The following is a 16,681-nucleotide window of genomic DNA, read 5'->3' on the forward strand; positions in this document are numbered from 1 at the left end:
CCTCGGCAATCGCGTGTGGATGATGATGCGGGGCGCGCGTGCGATCCGACAGGCCCGCGATGCCCTCTTCCTCATAACGTTCGAGCCACTTGTAGCCGGTCTTCCGGCTCACCGCGAACCGCCGGCAAATCGCTGCAAACGACTCCTGCCGCTCCTCAACCGCCATCACAAAGCGCATCCGCTCTTCCACGGCACAGGTTCCCCCAAGTCCCATCGGCAAGGCCCTCCTTGCCGATCAGTTGACCTGTTACCCATGTCGTCGGTCTATTCTGTCACCCATGTAGCCGGTTAGGACCGCAGGGCTCCCTCCCCCTTGCGGGGGAGGGTTGGGGAGAGGGGTAAGCCACACACTCGAACGAAGAGATCGGGTGACCTTTGCCATCCATTGCGCGCCAGACAAGCTGTGAGCCTTGTGTCGCGCGACGTCTTACAGCGGAGCAAGCGGTACCCCTCTCCCTAGCCCTCCCCCGCAAGGGGGGAGGGAACCCGCCAGTGCGTCCCTGACTGACCGTGAGGAGCATCCGTAACCGCAATGTGATGATGAGACGGTGACGCGATGTGAGCACGCGCGTCAGGCTCCCTCCGGCGTCCGCGACGAGCGAAGCTCGCTCGTGGGTCGGGAGAGGGGTAAGCCGCGCACTCTAACGACAGGATCGGGCAAGCCCGTGTCAAACCATCGCGCGCTACGCTGAAACTGAAGGCCTCGCGGCTGTCTCAAACGCCTCCTCACCGCCTTCTTTTTGGCTGAAGACGTCGTGCTTTGCTGGTAGGACGTCACCGATTTCATCGTTCCGGGAAACTTCGCATGCGCGCGCTTTGCCTTCTGCTGCTTGGTCTGGCGACGGCTACCCCTCACCTCGCCTTCGCCCAGATGAAACTTCCTTCCAAGACGACGCCGGGCGCGAGCGAGATTAGGTATTTCACCGCGATCGATGGGCTGATGGATGGCAACGCCGACGTCGTGCTGAAGGAAACCCGCCAGGGCAAGACCGTCACCGCGGCTACCCTCGACGTCTGCTATCCCGCCGCAAAAGGCTCCGACCGCAAGGACCGCTTCGTCGCCAACCTCGCCGTCAGCGGCCAGAGCCTGACCGGCACCACGCAGAGCCTCGGTGACAAGCAGCCGGTCACCATCAAACTGACGCGCAAACCGACCGGCGATACCTTTGAATTCCGCGGCCAGATCACCATTGGCCAGAACGTCACTGAGGTGACCTCGACGGACAATTCCGATCTCAGCGAGAAGGAGTTTTTGGAGAATCAGACCAGCGATGACGGCATCACGCCATCGCCGAAGGATTTTACCGACGTCTCGCCGGAAGCGATCGGCGTGCGGATCAAGCTCGATGCGGCGCTGGATTTCCTCAGGGGTCTGAAGGGTGAGGCCGTCGAGGTCGGCCTCTCTAGCCTGTCGATCACCTGCGATGCGCTGCGCGCCGGCGAGCAGACTATCAACCTCACCGCCGATCCGGAGCGGGCTGCTGCGCTGATTGCGAAAGCCAAAGCGATGCCCGGCGTGGTCGCGGCGGGCTGGACCAGCGGCGCGATCGAGATGGACCGGACCATTCGCTTTGCAGCCGCCGAATGGCGTGACGGCGATAAGATCAACAAGGACAAGATTGCAGCGGCGATCTCGGCCGTACTCGCCAAGACGCTTTCTGCCAAGCCGGCGGAGGCCAGCTGGAACGCCAACACCGGAAAGCTGGAGCTGGCCTTCAAGCGGCCGAGCCCCATCTATCCGCCGCTCGGCCTCACCGAAACTGTCGAGTTCACCGCCCTGGTCTCACCGGACAAACCGGGCACAACCGACCGCCTGATGCTCTGGATCTCAAACCCTGTCATCACGACCGCGGACGAAAGCGCGGGCGCGAAGCTGAACCTGTCGGAGGATTCCACCGGCGCCGACGAGGAAGGCGGTGAGCCCAAGGACGACAACGGCTCGCTCGACGCGCTGGCGAAGGAGTTCAAGGGCCAGCGCTGGGACGCTGACAAGTCGGTGTGGAAGTAGTCCGCTTTGCACGATATCCGATGCCGTCGGTCATCACGCACAATTACCAGCCCTGTGCCTCGATCGTTAAGATTCGATTCAGCTTAGAGGAACATCATCGGCTAACCAAAATGCAGGTTACGCCATGTACGACCGCGAGCCGAGTACCGTTGAGAGCATCTTGTCGGGGAATGTGGCTGGCGGCTTAAGTCCGTCGAGCCTGCGGAATTTCCTCAGAAACGATCGCGACGACGTGTTGGTCGTGCGCGAGTCGCTTCACGATCGCGCACGCAGTTTCGTGCTGGTCGCCGCGGCAGTGGCCGCTAGCTTTGGACTGGGATGGGCCGGTGGCCTGAGCTGGCCGCAATTTGCAGGCACGCTCGGCCTTGAAACAGTTGCGTGGCAGGAAGCGCCCTCGCCGCGCGTTGCTGAAGCGCGCTCAGGCGGCAAGAGTGAAGGCGCCCGGAAGACGGCAGCCGCATCGGATTCGCCTGCCACTGTCGGCAGCATTCCAAAGCCATCCGCTCTGTCGCCGGCCGCTGCACGCCCGTCTGCAGGTGCGGTCTCGCAGGCCAATGTGAGCTCTTCCGCCGCTGCTATCGCGCTGCGACAACCGCCATTGGCCGCGCCGCCGGAAACCAGGCCGACGACCATTCCCGGTTGGACCGTCGTGGATGTGCGGGATGGCACAGCCGTTCTCGAAGGCCCTGATGGTATCAGGATGGCCGCACGGGGCGATGCAATCCCCGGGCTCGGGCGAATAGAGTCCATCGTGCGCTGGGGCAATCGCTGGATCGTTGCCACCGCCAATGGACTGATTGCGACGCAGTGACTGCCACGGGGAACGATGCCCGAGCCGAGTTCACGGCTCGCGCGATGCAGGCGTTCTAGTTCGTATTGATGCGGAAACGCAGCGTCTTCGTGCCGATGAACGACACGAAATCGCCCTGCCGTTTCCAGGTGCCCGCTTGCGCCAGGGCCGCGATCAGTTCGTCATCCTGTTGCGCGCGATCCGCCGGGCATGGCCGGTTTTCCATCGCACCGGGGACGAATATCACGGTGTTGCCGGCCACAGAGAACTGGCCCTTGCCGCCCTTGCACCAAAGTTCGAGCACCACCTCACCGTTGTCGCCGATCTCCAGGTTGGGAATCCGCTTCGACCCACGCTGACGATCCACATCGAGCTGCATTTCCGCTCCGAACGGAAAGCCGTCATCGGCGGCGAGCGCCAGGCCGAACGGCAAGACGGCGGCGATCAGCAGGAGTGAAGCGGCGCCAACCCGGGCCGTACGTATGAATGAAATCATGCACCCTCTCGAAAAACTTCCGGACCTACCGCGCCGCGCGCCGTTCTATTGAACGGCGGCGTGATTGGCTAGGGCCTACAGCAGCGGCAAGCGGTGATGTCTCGCGCGGTAACGGCTCGCGGAAGTCGTCGACGGATCCGGTCAGGGACGCACTGTCGGAAGGGTTCCCTCCCCCCCTTGCGGGGTTAGGGAGAGGGGTGCCGCTTGCTCCGTTGCTAAACGAAGCGCGATGAAGAAGGCTTCCGTCTCGGCGCGCAAATGTTTTGGCACATGCTGGCCTGATCTCTTCGTTCGAGTGCGTGGCTCACCCCTCTCCCCAACCCTCCCCCGCAAGGGGGGAGGGAGCCTGACAGTGTGCTCACCTAACGCTATTCTCCCGCGACTGCGCTATTTCAGCACCAGCAGCGTGAACGGGTAGACGTAGGCCTGCAGCGTCACCAGCACGCCGACCAGGCAGGCCAGCACGATCGAATGCAGGAAGACGTAGCGCAGGATCGAGCCTTCGTGGCCATACCAGTTGGTCGCGGTCGAGGCGACCACGATCGATTGCGCGTCGATCATCTTGCCCATGACGCCGCCGGAGGAGTTGGCGGCGGCCATCAGCACCGGCGACAGGCCGAGCTGTTCGGACGTGATCTTCTGCAAGTTGCCGAACAGCACGTTGGAGGCGGTATCCGATCCCGTCAGCGCCACGCCGAGCCAGCCGAGCAGCGTGCCGAAGAAGGGATAGAGCACCCCGGTCGCGGCGAAGGCGAGGCCGAGCGTGGCGTCGACGCCGGACAGCCGCGTCAGCGTGCCGATGGCCAGCATCGCCGAGATCGTGGTCAGCGAGATCGCGCACAGCCTGATGGTGCGGCCGTATTCGGCGACCATCTTCGCCGGCGAAAAGCCCATCAAGAGGCCGGAGATGATGGCGGCGAGCAGCATGCCGGTTCCGGTGAAGGACAAGTAGGTGAAGTCGAACACGGCGGCCTCCGGCGTCGGCTTAGCGGCCACCGGCGGCACCTTGTTGATCATGTTGTGCAGCTCGGGCACCTCGAATTTCCACGCGAAGTTCGCGTTCGCCCAGCCCTTGAACGCGCCGGTGCCCCAGATCAGCATCACGACGCAGACGATGATCCACGGGAGCAGCGCGCTCCAGAGCTCGCTCTGGCTGAGCTTCTTCGTATCCAGCGGCTTGGCTGGAGCCATGGTCGCAGCCGACTCATCGCGGCCGCGCAGCGCCGGCGAGGTCCAAAGCTCGCGCGGGTGCCACACTTTAAGAAACAGGATCAGGCAGCCCATCGAGATCAGCGACGCTCCGATGTCGACGATCCACGGATTGATGAAGTTCGAGATCACGAATTGCGGGACGGCGAAGGAGACGCCGGTGACGAGAATGGCGGGCCAGATCGCGATCATGCCGCGCCAGCCGGCGAATGCCCAGATCAGCCAGAACGGCACGACCAGCGAAAAGAACGGCAATTGCCGGCCGACCATCGCACCGAGCACATACGGATCGAGGCCGGTGACAGACGCAAGTCCCTGGATCGGCGTGCCGAGCGCGCCGTAAGCAACGGGCGCGGTGTTGGCGATCAGCGACAGGCCGGAGGCGGCCAGCGGCGAGAAGCCGAGACCGATCAGCACCGCGCCGGTGATCGCAACCGGAGTGCCGAAGCCGGACGCGCCCTCGAAGAAGGCGCCGAAGGCGAATGCGATCAGCAGCAGTTGCAGCCGGCGATCAGTGGTCACGCCGCCGATCGCACGCTGCAGCAGTTCGAACCGACCGGTCTCCACCGTGATGCGGTAGAGGAAGATGACGTTGAGCACGATCCAGCCGATCGGAAAGAAGCCGATGACGACGCCGAGCAGCGAGGCGCGTATCGACATATCCGTGGGCATGGTGAAGATGCCGATGGTGATAATGTTGGCGACGATGAGCGCGATGATGGCGGCGAGATGGGCCTTGACCTTGCCGCTCGCAATCAGCACCAGCAGCGTGACAACAGGCAGGGCGGCGGCGATTGTCGAGAGTGCGGTGTTGCCGAGCGGATTATAGTGCTGGTCCCACATTGCGGTTCTCCCACATTGTTATTGGAACGCCCGGCAGCGTGGAGGGGCCGGGCGGAGGTTTTCAGCGATTGTGGGAGCGACCTTGCAAGGCGAGGCCAGGCTGCATTAATGCCAGCCAACGCTCACAACCTCGCGAAGTTCGATGGCCGCCGCCCCTCGCCGTCGCAGCCATGCTAGGGTCTGACCGGCGCCTGCGACAAGCCGTCGCAGGCCACCTCTGCCATAACCTTAGTCGTAGACCCTAATTCCTCCATTCTTTCAGGGCCTTACGCCACATCTTCCGGAGACGGTGATCTGTGAACAACATCCGCCCGACGCTCGCCACTGTATGGCGTATCGCAGCCCCCTACTTCAGCTCCGAGGACAAATGGGCCGGCCGCATTCTGCTGGCCGCCGTCATCGCGATCGAGCTTGCGGTCGTCGGCATCAACGTCCTGATCAATCAGTGGAACGCCCGCTTCTACAACGCCCTGCAGGACCGCAACTGGGACTCCTTCGTCAGCGAGATCATCTATTTCTGTGTCGTCGTCAGCATTTTCATCGTGCTGGCGGTCTATCAGCTTTACCTCAATCAATGGCTGCAGATCCGCTGGCGGAAATGGATGACCGCGCAATATCTCGGTGACTGGCTGCATCAAGCCAACCACTACCGGATGCAGCTTCAGGGCGACGCCGCCGACAACCCCGACCAGCGCATGACCGATGATGTCAAGCTGTTCGTCGATCGCACGCTCAACATCGGTATCGGCCTGTTGAACTCGATCGTCACGCTGGCGTCCTTTGTCGGCATCCTGTGGGGTCTTTCAAACGCCGCGCCGCTGCACCTGTTCGGCCAGGAATATGCGATTGCCGGCTACCTCGTCTGGGGCGCATTGATCTATTCGGTACTAGGCACCGTGCTAACCCATCTGATCGGCTGGCCGCTGGTCGGCATCGATTTCCGGCAGCAGCAATATGAAGCGGATTTCCGCTTCAACCTGGTGCGCGTGCGGGAAAACTCCGAACAGATCGCACTGCTGCACGGCGAGCAGGCCGAGCGCGAGCGCCTTATGGTTCGCTTCGGACGCGTCGTTGAGAACTGGCTCGCCATCATGAGCCGGACCAAGAAGATTACGGCGTTCACGGCGAGCTACAATCAGGCGTCTGTGATCTTTCCCTACATCCTGGTGGCGCCGGCCTATTTCGCGCAAAAAATTCAGCTCGGCGGCATGATGCAGACCGCATCGGCGTTTTCGAATGTGCAGGGCGCGCTCTCGTTCTTCATCACCATCTATCGCCAGTTGGCGGAGTGGCAGGCCGTGGTCAATCGTCTCGACGGATTCGAGGCCGGCATCGCAGCGGCGAGAGAACTTGCCAGCCGCAGCGAACGCGTTCACGTCGTCAAGGCCGGCGATGGCGCCATCGACCTCAAAGATCTGACGCTGCGGCTGCCAAACGGAACGCCGCTGGTGAATGCAGGTAAGTTCAGCTTCCGCAAGGGCGAGCGAACGCTGATGACGGGCCCTTCAGGCTCCGGTAAGTCGACGCTGTTTCGCGCCATTGCTGGCATATGGCCGTTCGGGACCGGCTCCATCACGATTCCGGCCGGGGCAACCATGATGATGCTGCCGCAGCGCCCGTATTTCCCCACCGGTTCTCTGCGAGGCGCGATCGAATATCCAGCCAAGGAAGGGACATTCACAGACGGTCAAATCAGCGAAGCGCTCAAGCAAGTCGGGTTACCGAGGCTCGCGTCGCAACTCGACGAACACGGGCACTGGAACAGGACGCTTTCGCTCGGTGAACAGCAGCGCCTCGGACTGACCCGCGCGCTGTTGCACACGCCGCAGTATTTGTTCCTCGACGAAGCGACGGCGTCGCTCGACGAACCTTCCGAGGCGGCACTGTATCAACTGCTCGAGAAGAGATTGCCGACGACCACCATCGTCTCGATCGGCCATCGTTCGACGCTGGATGCCTTCCACCAGCGCAACATCGTGCTCGCGCGTGACGGCGATCGATTCGCGCTGCAAAAGGGAAACAGCGCCGCAGTGTCGTAGCCTTGTAGCCCTTCAAAACCAGCGCTGCGGCCAGCGCTGGCGGCGCACGCCGCGATGCCAGAAGTAGGAGAATGCGGTGAGCAGCAGTGCGCCGGCCAGCACCGGCGCCAATAGGAAGGTCCAGGGCAGATTGCCTGATACGACCAGCAGCGGATTGATACCTGCCGGCGGGTGAAAGGTGCCGGTCACGTACATGGCGAGGATCGCAAGGCCAACGGCCGCGGCAGCTGCCCAGGCCTGCGGTCCCGTCAGCTTCAGCACGGCGAGGCCAACCAGCGCCGATATCAGATGCCCGCCGATCAAAGCGCGCGGCTGCGCCGGCTCCGCGTTCGGCGATCCGATCACCAGCACGATGGAGGTCGCGAACGGAATCACCGCCAGCGGATAGTGCGCGGCGAACGAGAACAGCTCCATGACGCCGATGGCGATCGCGCCGCCGAGACCGGCGACTGCGCCAGCCACGGCGCTGCGGTGATCGTTGCGCGAGATCGCATTTCGTAAGCTGCGCCGCCAATCCCGTTTCATTCGCGCTACCCCAAAAGAAAAGGGCGGCAGATCGCTCTGCCGCCCCTTCGTCTTCGACAGGAAGAGCTTACTTCAGGCTGGTCATCGCGGTCAGGTCGGCCGACAGCTTGACGATGCCGGCGGCGCCGCACCAGTTCGAACCGACGCCGGTCGGATTGATCGGGGTCACGAAGGTGCCGGCGTTGACGGCGAGATTGCCGCGGGCCGAGAAGTCGCTGGTGAAGGCGTTGCAATCGCCCTTCGACAGGTTGGTGTCGGAGTAACGGAAGTCCAGCGTGAACACCTTGTAGGTAAAGCCGATGCCGATGTTCCAGGTGTTGTAGTCGGCATAGTTGATGCCGTTCGGGAATGCCGGGACGCCATAGAAGGAATCCGAGGTGCCGAGCCACTGGCGGCCGAACTCACCCGACACGTACATGCCGATGCCGCTGGCGCCGAACCATGCGCTGGGGGCGATCGCCTTGCCGACGATCGAGGCGTAGGTACCTTCGGCGCCGCTGTTGAGGAAGCTCGGCGTATAATAGACGTTACCGCCAAGCGAGAAGTTGTCGTTGAAGGTGTAGTTCACCTTGCCATAGACCTCGAAGAAGCTGAGGTCCTTCTTGATGACGTTGCCGTTGATCAGCGCGTTCTGCTGACATTCGAGGCTGAGCGGAACGCCGGCAGTATCGGTGGCAGCGCCGTAGTGGCAGGTGCCGCCTGGATAGATGTAGCCCCAGGCGCCGACGTCGAAAGCAAAAGCGCCGAGGGTGTAGCGGGCGCCGCCGTAAGCGTCGACTTCAGCCGCGGCGCGGTTCGGGAAGGAGATGCTCGCGGCACCCAGGCCGACATAGAGCTGGAAGTCCTTGGTGACGTTGAAGCGCGGCTCGAAATAAGCGTTGACCGAGGGCTTGTGATTGGACTGGGTGATGCCGCGGAAAATGTAGTCGTTGGTGATCCCGGCGCCGAAGGCGATGTCCCAGGGATCGAAGGCAGGCGGTGGCGGGGCCTTGACGGCCTTCACCCGCAGATCCGCGGCGAGAGCCGAGCCCGATACCATTGCCAGCGCCGTTGCTAACAAAGCCAGTTTCTTCATGACAATCCCCAATTACCCTTCTTGGCAGTTCGTCCCGGCCCCCCGGCCAAGCGATAACCGACTGCGACCAAATGTCTTTGCGGTCACAGAGTGGGCTGCGGCACCACTATCGTGAAGCAAAAAAGTCAAGCAGCCGCCGCCTTTTTAGGCATTCTACCGATTTTGAGAAATGTTCTGCGCGCGTGTTGCATTCTCACAACAATTTTCTCGGCTTCCGTGCCGCTCGGACGACACCAGAAACCGAAAGAGGCAACACCAGCGAGCACCCGAACGAAGCTTTTTGCGAATCAACTTCCCCGTGAAAACACCGCTTCGGTCGTCTCGCGGACTGAACGAAAAAGGCCGCAGCGACGGACGCTGCGGCCTCTGGAAATCATTCTACGCGAGCGGCTAGGTGTGGTCGCCGCCATTCGACGAACCCGCCGCCCATGAGGGGTTGGACGGTTCGGGAGAAGCCCAGCTCGGCGTCGACGCAGACGCGGGCTCCGGCTCGGGCGCCGCCGTCTCCGGCGGAGGAGCGGCAGGCTTGCGCTTCTTTGCCGGGCTCTTCTTCGCGGCTTTTTTCGGCGCGGCCTTTGATTGCTTGGCAGCCTTCTTCGCAGCCTTCTTGGCGGATTTCTTCGCGCCTTTCTTCGCAGTCTTCTTTGCCGATTTCTTCGCGGACTTTTTCTTCTTCGCCGCTACGGCCGTCTTGGCCTTTTTAGCCTTCTTGGCCTTCTTACTCTTCTTCGCCATCTGGTCCTCCTGTTGACGCTGTCCATGTCTGACGAGCGCTTCGCATAGTCCTGTTCGAATAGTCCCGTTCGAATAGTCCTGGGCCAGAACGGGACGACACTTCTTCGAAGTGTCCTCCTGCTCTATCCCACATCCGGGCACGATCTCCGGGCAGACATATTCGCGTCTGTCGGTGAAGACCCTGCCCCAACCGGCGCCACCGGTGCAGGGCAGGCTCATCAAGATCACGCCCGAAAGGCCGATCGATCAATTCAATCCTGGCTTTGGACCTCCTGTCGCCCAATCGAGAAGCTCAATCGTGTGCACCACAGGAACTGACGTACCACCGGCAATCTGAACCATGCATCCAATATTGCCCGCAGCGATCATGTCCGGTTTGACTGTCGCAATATTGGCGATCTTCCGATCGCGCAATTTGCTCGCAATGTCAGGCTGGAGAATGTTGTAGGTCCCCGCCGAACCGCAACACAAATGGCTCTCAGGCACATCTTTCACCACGAATCCATTCTTGGAAAGCAATTCTTTCGGAAGGCCTGTGATTTTCTGTCCATGCTGTAGCGAACAGGCCGAGTGATAGGCCACTGTCACGTCGCCTTTCTGACGCGATGGCGCGAGCTCGAGGCTCGCGAGATACTCCGTGATATCCTTTGCCAGCGCAGAGATTTGCGCAGCAGAAGCAGCGTAGTTGCGGTCCTCCCGCAGCAGGTAGCCATAGTCCTTAATGACCGTGCCGCAGCCCGATGCCGTGACCAGGATGGCGTCGAGGCCGCCTTGTTCCGCCTCCTTTTTCCACAGCGTGATGTTGGCGCGCGCCCGCGCCAGCGCGTCGCCATCCTGCCCGAGGTGATGGGTGAGCGCGCCGCAACATTGCTCGTCCTTGACCAGCACCACCTCGATGCCGTGGCGCGTCAGGAGGTTGATGGCGGCCTGGTTGATACGCGGGGCCAGCACCTGCTGGGCGCAGCCCTGCAGCAGCGCGACCCGCCCTCGCCGCTCGCCCTCGGCCGGAAACACGCTGCCGCCGGCGGGCCCCGGCGCGGGAAGGCTCTTGGGCGCGAGCTCCAGCATCGCCTTGATCCGGCGCGCGAGGCCGGGCGTCGCGGCTTTCGGTGCAGGCAAAAGGGCCGCGAACGGACGGGCGAGCCGCGCCATGATCATGCTGGCGCGAAACAGGTCGGGGCGCGGCAGCACACGCGCCAGCACCGCGCGCAAGGCCCGTTCGGCCAGCGGCCGCGAATAGTCCCGCTCGATCCGCACTCGCGCCTGATCGACCAGGTGCATGTAGTGCACGCCCGAGGGACAGGTGGTCATGCAGGCGAGGCAGGAGAGACAGCGGTCGATATGCTTGACCACTTCCGCCGTCGGCGGCTTGTCCTTCTCCAGCATTTCCTTGATCAGATAGATCCGCCCACGCGGGCTATCGAGCTCGTCGCCGAGCAGAACATAGGTCGGGCAGGTCGCGGTGCAGAACCCGCAGTGCACGCAGGCGCGGAGGATCTTGTCGGCTTCGGCGATGTCAGGATCGGCGAGCTGGGCCAGCGAGAATTCGGTCTTCATGTCGGAGTTCCCCGCGCCATTCGCCCGCGGTTGAGAATGATCTTGGGATCGAAGCTGTTGCGCACGCGTTCGCTCAAGGCGGCAATCCCGGCAGCTTGCGGATGGAAGACGTCAACGTTCTGCCTGATCTCCGCGGGCGCCCGGATCAGCAAGGCATGGCCGCCGGCTGCCTCGACGCGCTGCCGCACCAGGGCGGCCTGCGCGTCCGGCCTGGGCGGCAATGCCGCCCAGATCAGGCCGCCGCCCCAATCATAGATGACATCGCCCCCGGTCTCGCGCGCCAGCGCCTGGCCCAGCGCACCGCCGGCAGCGGGCGGACAGACGATCCGCCACACCGGCCAGGCGCCGAGCGCGCCATTTGCGGCAAAGGGCTCGACATCGCGGATGGCGCCCCACGCCGTCGCCGAGGCCGCATCCTCCAGCACGTCCACCGCGCCAAATTGCGTCAGCACTTTACCCAGCGAGCTGGCGCGATCGGCGACCGACGCCGCAATGCCTTCGAGCCGCAATAAGGTGACCGCCCGCCCCTGCGCCGCAACGCCCGCAAGCGCTCCGGTTGCAGGCCGGAACGCCGAGTTCGGCAGATGCGCCGCGCCCGACACGTCATAGGGAGAGCCGAGCGCTGCAGTCATCGCCCGGTTCGCAGAGAGATCGTCGAGCCCGAAAAGCACCAGCGTGCGCTCGCTCTCGCCCTTCGGCATCACCTTCAGCGTGACCTCCGTCATGACCGCCAGCGTGCCCCATGAGCCGGCCAGGAGCTTGCAGAGGTCGTAGCCGGTGACGTTCTTCACCACCTTGCCACCGGTCTTGAAACTGTCGCCGAAGCCGGAAACCGCGTGCGCGCCGAGCAGATGATCGCGCGCCCCGCCAGCCCTGATGCGGCGCGGACCGGCGAGGCCGGCGCCGATCATGCCGCCGATGCTGCCGTTGCCGGATACGCCCAATAGCGCGGACGTATCCATCGGCTCGAAGGCGAACTGCTGGTTCTTGGAATCGATCAGCGACTGCACATCGGCAAGCGGCGCGCCTGCCTGCACCGTAATTATCAGCTCGTTCGGCTCATAGGAGGTGACGGCGTTGAGATCAGAGACATCCAGCACGGCATTGGTCGCCATCGGATGGCCGATGGCGCGCTTGGTGCCATGGCCGATGATCTCAAGCGGTTGCTCGCTGGCGATCGCCGCGCGCATGACGTCCTCGACGTCCTTGGCGTCTCGTACCTTTAGGGTGTCCACGGCGCACCTGAATTGATCGGAACATTCGCTTTCGCGTTGCGAGGTCTGTTGATGCGCAGTTTCCGCATCTCCTCTGTCACCGCCCGGGGCTTACCCCTCTCCCCAACCCTCCCCCGCAAGGGGGGAGGGAGCCCATCTGCCCTTGCGTCCCTGACGAACTGCAATCCTCCTGTTTCTTCACAACGCGCTGGAGCTGTAACGCAACGTGAGGCAAGCACGCTGGTCAGGCTCCCTCCCCCCTTGCGGGGGAGGGTTGGGGAGAGGGGTGAGCCGCACGGGCGGTGCCTATAAAAGCTCCCTTCGCGTCTGCAACTGGCTTCGAAGTCCATCACTAAAATCTCGGTAAATCCGGAAACGCCAGCTTGCCGGCGTGGACGTGCATGCGGCCGAGTTCGGCGCAGCGGTGCAGGGTCGGAAACACCTTGCCGGGGTTGAGCAGGCCCTGCGCGTCGAAGGCGCATTTCAGGCGCTGCTGCTGGTTGAGGTCTACTTCCGAAAACATTTCACCCATCAGGTCGCGCTTCTCGATGCCGACACCATGTTCGCCGGTCAGCACGCCGCCAAGCTCCACGCAGGTCCGCAAGATATCGGCGCCGAAGGCTTCGGCGCGTTCGATTTCGCCCGGCTTGTTGGCGTCGTAGAGGATCAGCGGGTGCAGATTGCCGTCGCCGGCGTGAAATACGTTGGCAACACCGAGGCCGTATTTTTCGGAGAGCTCGCGGATACGCGTGAGCGCCTTCGGCAGCGCGCCGCGCGGGATGGTGCCGTCCATGCAGAGATAGTCCGGCGAGATGCGGCCGACCGCGGGGAATGCCGCCTTGCGGCCCGCCCAGAACAGGTTGCGCTCGGCCTCGCTGGTGGAGATCTGCAACGTGACGGAGCCGCAGCCTTTCGCGATTGCCTCGACGCGCGTGATCAGCTCATCGACCTCGATCGCGGGGCCATCGAGCTCGATGATCAAAAGCGCTTCGACATCGAGCGGATAGCCGGCATGGACGAAGGCTTCGGCGGCGTGGATCGCGGGCTTGTCCATCATCTCCATGCCACCCGGAATGATGCCGGCGCCGATGATCCGCGCCACGCATTCGCCGGCAGCCTCGACTTCGGCAAAGCCGACCATCAGGGCGCGGGCTGTTTCCGGCTTCTGCAGAATGCGCACCGTGATCTCGGTGATGACGCCGAGCAGCCCCTCGGAGCCCGTGATGATGCCCATCAGGTCGTAGCCGGAATTCTCCGCGGCCTTGCCGCCGATCCTTAGGATCTCGCCCGACATCAAAACGATCTCGCAGCCGAGCACGTTGTTGGTGGTCATGCCGTATTTCAGGCAATGCACCCCGCCGGAATTCTCCGCGACGTTGCCGCCGATCGAGCAGGCGATCTGCGAGGAAGGATCGGGCGCGTAGTAGAAGCCGGCATGCGCCACTGCCTGGCTGATGGCGAGGTTGGTGACGCCGGGTTCGGTCACCACCACGCGGTTGTCGAAATCGATCTCGCGGATGCGCTTGAACTTGCCGAGGCCCAGGAGCACGCCATCGGCGATCGGCAGCGCGCCGCCTGATAGCGATGTGCCGGAGCCGCGCGGCACCACCTTGATGCCTTGATCATGGCAGTATTTCAGAACGCGCGAGACCTGCTCGGTGGTGTCGGGCAGCACCACCACCATCGGCGGTTGCCGGTAGGCTGTGAGACCATCGGATTCATAGGCCAGCATTTCGGCCGGCGTATCGATTACGCCCTCGCCCGGCACGATCGCGCGCAAGGCGGTCACGATTTCGCCGCGACGATTGAGAACCGCCTGATCGGCAGCTGGCATCATGATGGCCATGCGTGTCCCTCCAGGCCTGGCGCACTCTCGAATTATCACGACAAATCAAGCACGTCTGACCTGCTTTGGGTAGGCCACCAAGGTCGGATACCGCGCCAAACGGCTAGTTCTCTCTCGGGCAAGTCCGCCGCAACGAAACCTGTCAAGGTTTCGTGGCTTGTCCAATCGAAGCGGCCCGTGCCACAAGCAATGGCCCCCGACAAACCTTAGGGAAGAGACAAAGAGCATCCTATGAAGAAATTGACTTGGAGTGCGCTGGTTGCCCTCACCTCAATGACTGCAACATCCGGCGCATGGGCGCAGGACGTTGCCGCCGGCAAGACCTCGTTCAACAAGTGCCTGGCCTGCCACGCGATCGGCGAAGGCGCCAAGAACAAGGTCGGCCCTGTGCTGAACGGGCTCGACGGTCGCAAGTCCGGCACCATCGAGGGCTATTCCTATTCGGAAGCCAACAAGAATTCCGGCATCACTTGGGGCAAGGACGTCTTCCTCGAATACATCAAGGAGCCGAAGGCGAAGATTCCCGGCACCAAAATGGTGTTCGCGGGCATCAAGAACGAGAAAGAGGCCAACGATCTGTGGGCGTACATCGCTTCCTTCGACAAGGACGGCAAGCAGAAGTGAGAGCTGGGCTCTCACTCTCCCCTGGAGGGCAGGGCTCACATGGAGCGCAGCGTAATGTGAGACGGGGGTGGGGTGATCTCTCCACTCGGGCACTGCTGCAGGTGGAGAGATCGTCACTCCACCCGCCGCTCATTGCATGAGCGCCGGCCCTCCCCCTCCAAGGCCCTGGAGGGGGAGGGTGAGCACCCGTCGCATCAAGCCAGCGTGTGCACGATCACCGGTCCGGCCGTCGCCGTTGCCGGCCCGGTTAACAGCGGCGCAAGATCGTGCTCGATCCAGGCCAGCGCGCGCCTGTTGGATTCTTCGGCGGCGGCAAAATTGTTGAACAGGCTGATCGCGATCACGGTGTCGTCGGGCGCGTAGACCACGTAATAGCCCATGAACCCCTCGACCCCGCTGATCACGGGTATAGCGCCTTCCTTGATCCTGCGTGTGATCTCTTCGGCCTTTCCGGCCTTTGCCTTGCCCTGACGAATGGCGGCATACATGGCGCTCTCCCCTCGAAGGTCGGCTGCCCGATATCGCAACTCTTTCAGGCTTATCCCTCGCGGGACGAGCAGCGGAATCCCGCGCGCACCGATCGTATCCCATCCGAAGCCATCAGACCACGCAACGTTCAACGCGCGGACGCCGCCACACTCGGCGCCACCGCGCCAATCATTGCCTCAATCTCGGCGACGACGAGGTCGGGAACCGCATGCTGGATCATGTGGCCGACGTCAGGCAGCACGATCAATTTCACGTTCGGCGCCGCCGCCGCGAACGGCCGCGAATGTCTGTCGGTCGACACCGTCTTGTCGGCCTCGCCGGTGATGATGGTGACCGGCGCCTTGATCTCACCGTAGCGCGGCGCCTGCTCGGTGACCGCCGCTTTCAGCGTCACCAGATCGCGCGCATTGGCGATGAACTCGCGCGGCCGCAGCAGCAGCGGGGTGGCGGTGTTTTTGACAAAGCCATCAGGCATGGTCTGCGGCAGGAACACGCCGCGCGCGCCGGAATCCGCCAAGAAAAGGCCGAGCGGCAGCGTGATCGTGTAAGCGAACAGCGGCCCGATGACCGGGGTCGCGATCAGGCGGTTGTAGCTCCCGACGCCACCGGGCCACGGATAGGCCACCGGCGCCAGCATCACGAGGCCCGCGACGGATTGCGGGTAATCCAGCGCAATCCGCGCCCCCAGCGCGCCGGCCCAGGAGTGCACCACGAAGATCGCTTTGCTGACGCCGAGCTTGGCCAGCGCCTCCTCGATCATGCGAGCCTGGATTTCGGGCGTGGAGTCCTCAAGGCGGGCACGGGTGCTCCAGCCATGTCCGGGGCGGTCGATCAGGATCACGCGGCGCTTTCCGGCGAGCAGTTGCCCGACCGGCTGCCGCATCACTTCGAGATTGGAACTTGCCCCGTGCAACATCACGACCGGCGGGCCGGCGGCATCCCGTGGACCGATATCGAGGATGTGGAGGGCACCGCCCACCACCTCGATCATCCTTCCTCGGGCCGGATGAGCGCGCTCCGCGAAGAAGACGCCGACCTGCGTGACAAGTGCCAGCACCGCCAGCGCCGTCACGACAATCACCACCGCCATCGAGAATTTCCGGCTGAATTTTTTGCACCAGCGAGCTACGGCCCTAACAGGCGCGGGTTTCGGAGATTGTCCGATAGTGTCTCGGTTTGAAATTTCATCAACCTTTTTCCGATAGGGTCCGCGCAGGGTCGGGATCTTAGC

15 protein-coding genes are annotated in these 16,681 nt (G+C 63.1%); 4 read left to right on the forward strand and 11 right to left on the reverse strand.

Annotation, left to right across the window (positions count from 1 at the left end; translation table 11 throughout):
- Positions 1 to 214, reverse strand: a 214-nt coding sequence (locus tag J6524_RS34610; RefSeq protein WP_225678389.1) for a helix-turn-helix domain-containing protein, incomplete at its 3' end; no start/stop codon positions are given.
- A gap of 591 nt (positions 215 to 805) precedes the next feature.
- Between J6524_RS34610 and J6524_RS34615 the strand changes: the two genes are divergently transcribed.
- A complete protein-coding gene (locus tag J6524_RS34615) occupies positions 806 to 2,008 on the forward strand; it encodes a hypothetical protein (protein WP_225678390.1) in 1,203 nt (400 codons plus the stop codon).
- 160 nt (positions 2,009 to 2,168) lie between these two features.
- A complete protein-coding gene (locus J6524_RS34620; RefSeq protein WP_225678391.1) occupies positions 2,169 to 2,819 on the forward strand; it encodes a hypothetical protein in 651 nt (216 codons plus the stop codon).
- 55 nt (positions 2,820 to 2,874) lie between these two features.
- Here the strand turns inward: J6524_RS34620 and J6524_RS34625 are convergent, their stop codons facing one another.
- Complete coding sequence (locus tag J6524_RS34625) at positions 2,875 to 3,294, reverse strand: META domain-containing protein (protein ID WP_225678392.1); 420 nt, start codon at positions 3,292 to 3,294, stop codon at positions 2,875 to 2,877.
- A 387-nt stretch (positions 3,295 to 3,681) separates the two neighbouring features.
- On the reverse strand, positions 3,682 to 5,346 hold the full coding sequence (locus tag J6524_RS34630) for an L-lactate permease (RefSeq protein WP_225678393.1): 1,665 nt from the start codon (positions 5,344 to 5,346) through the stop codon (positions 3,682 to 3,684).
- A 296-nt stretch (positions 5,347 to 5,642) separates the two neighbouring features.
- Between J6524_RS34630 and J6524_RS34635 the strand changes: the two genes are divergently transcribed.
- Positions 5,643 to 7,385: an ABC transporter ATP-binding protein/permease gene (locus tag J6524_RS34635; protein ID WP_225678394.1), complete on the forward strand. Its 1,743-nt coding sequence runs from the start codon at positions 5,643 to 5,645 to the stop codon at positions 7,383 to 7,385.
- 12 nt (positions 7,386 to 7,397) lie between these two features.
- Here J6524_RS34635 and J6524_RS34640 read toward each other — a convergent pair whose 3' ends face one another.
- From J6524_RS34640 to J6524_RS34665, 6 genes are all read right to left on the reverse strand, one after another.
- The gene (locus J6524_RS34640; protein WP_225678395.1) at positions 7,398 to 7,910 is read right to left on the reverse strand and encodes an HPP family protein; all 513 of its coding nucleotides are present in this window, start codon (positions 7,908 to 7,910) and stop codon (positions 7,398 to 7,400) included.
- Between the two features lie 67 nt (positions 7,911 to 7,977).
- Positions 7,978 to 8,985 (reverse strand): TorF family putative porin, encoded by a 1,008-nt coding sequence (locus J6524_RS34645; RefSeq protein ID WP_225678396.1) that lies wholly within the window; start codon positions 8,983 to 8,985, stop codon positions 7,978 to 7,980.
- A gap of 390 nt (positions 8,986 to 9,375) precedes the next feature.
- Positions 9,376 to 9,720: a histone gene (locus J6524_RS34650; RefSeq protein ID WP_225678397.1), complete on the reverse strand. Its 345-nt coding sequence runs from the start codon at positions 9,718 to 9,720 to the stop codon at positions 9,376 to 9,378.
- A 246-nt stretch (positions 9,721 to 9,966) separates the two neighbouring features.
- Entirely contained in the window at positions 9,967 to 11,277 is a 1,311-nt protein-coding gene (gene glcF, locus J6524_RS34655; RefSeq protein ID WP_225678398.1) for a glycolate oxidase subunit GlcF, read from the reverse strand.
- Positions 11,274 to 12,512 carry an FAD-binding protein gene (locus J6524_RS34660; protein WP_225678399.1) on the reverse strand — a complete coding sequence of 413 codons (1,239 nt, stop codon included), beginning with the start codon at positions 12,510 to 12,512 and terminating at the stop codon, positions 11,274 to 11,276. Before J6524_RS34660 ends, glcF begins: the two co-directional genes overlap by 4 nt.
- A gap of 331 nt (positions 12,513 to 12,843) precedes the next feature.
- Complete coding sequence (locus J6524_RS34665; RefSeq protein ID WP_225678400.1) at positions 12,844 to 14,337, reverse strand: FAD-linked oxidase C-terminal domain-containing protein; 1,494 nt, start codon at positions 14,335 to 14,337, stop codon at positions 12,844 to 12,846.
- 231 nt (positions 14,338 to 14,568) lie between these two features.
- Here J6524_RS34665 and cycA point away from each other — a divergent pair, with 231 nt between their 5' ends.
- Positions 14,569 to 14,961: a cytochrome c-550 CycA gene (cycA, locus tag J6524_RS34670; protein ID WP_225678401.1), complete on the forward strand. Its 393-nt coding sequence runs from the start codon at positions 14,569 to 14,571 to the stop codon at positions 14,959 to 14,961.
- A 194-nt stretch (positions 14,962 to 15,155) separates the two neighbouring features.
- Here cycA and J6524_RS34675 read toward each other — a convergent pair whose 3' ends face one another.
- Both J6524_RS34675 and J6524_RS34680 read right to left on the reverse strand, forming a co-directional pair.
- Entirely contained in the window at positions 15,156 to 15,449 is a 294-nt protein-coding gene (locus tag J6524_RS34675) for an antibiotic biosynthesis monooxygenase (protein WP_225678402.1), read from the reverse strand.
- Positions 15,450 to 15,577: 128 nt separating this feature from the next.
- Positions 15,578 to 16,540, reverse strand: coding sequence for an alpha/beta fold hydrolase (locus tag J6524_RS34680; protein WP_225678403.1), 963 nt, complete (start codon positions 16,538 to 16,540; stop codon positions 15,578 to 15,580).
- Positions 16,541 to 16,681 lie beyond the last annotated feature (141 nt).

The organism is Bradyrhizobium hereditatis, from assembly GCF_020329435.1.
Lineage (GTDB): Bacteria > Pseudomonadota > Alphaproteobacteria > Rhizobiales > Xanthobacteraceae > Bradyrhizobium > Bradyrhizobium hereditatis.

Coding starts and splice junctions, on each gene's coding strand:
- J6524_RS34625 (WP_225678392.1), bottom strand. CDS start 3,294: ATGATTTCATTCATACGTACGGCCCGGGTTGGCGCCGCTTCACTCCTG.
- J6524_RS34630 (WP_225678393.1), bottom strand. CDS start 5,346: ATGTGGGACCAGCACTATAATCCGCTCGGCAACACCGCACTCTCGACA.
- J6524_RS34645 (WP_225678396.1), bottom strand. CDS start 8,985: ATGAAGAAACTGGCTTTGTTAGCAACGGCGCTGGCAATGGTATCGGGC.
- J6524_RS34640 (WP_225678395.1), bottom strand. CDS start 7,910: ATGAAACGGGATTGGCGGCGCAGCTTACGAAATGCGATCTCGCGCAAC.
- cycA (WP_225678401.1), top strand. CDS start 14,569: ATGAAGAAATTGACTTGGAGTGCGCTGGTTGCCCTCACCTCAATGACT.
- J6524_RS34615 (WP_225678390.1), top strand. CDS start 806: ATGCGCGCGCTTTGCCTTCTGCTGCTTGGTCTGGCGACGGCTACCCCT.
- J6524_RS34665 (WP_225678400.1), bottom strand. CDS start 14,337: ATGGCCATCATGATGCCAGCTGCCGATCAGGCGGTTCTCAATCGTCGC.
- J6524_RS34650 (WP_225678397.1), bottom strand. CDS start 9,720: ATGGCGAAGAAGAGTAAGAAGGCCAAGAAGGCTAAAAAGGCCAAGACG.
- glcF (WP_225678398.1), bottom strand. CDS start 11,277: ATGAAGACCGAATTCTCGCTGGCCCAGCTCGCCGATCCTGACATCGCC.
- J6524_RS34680 (WP_225678403.1), bottom strand. CDS start 16,540: ATGGCGGTGGTGATTGTCGTGACGGCGCTGGCGGTGCTGGCACTTGTC.
- J6524_RS34675 (WP_225678402.1), bottom strand. CDS start 15,449: ATGTATGCCGCCATTCGTCAGGGCAAGGCAAAGGCCGGAAAGGCCGAA.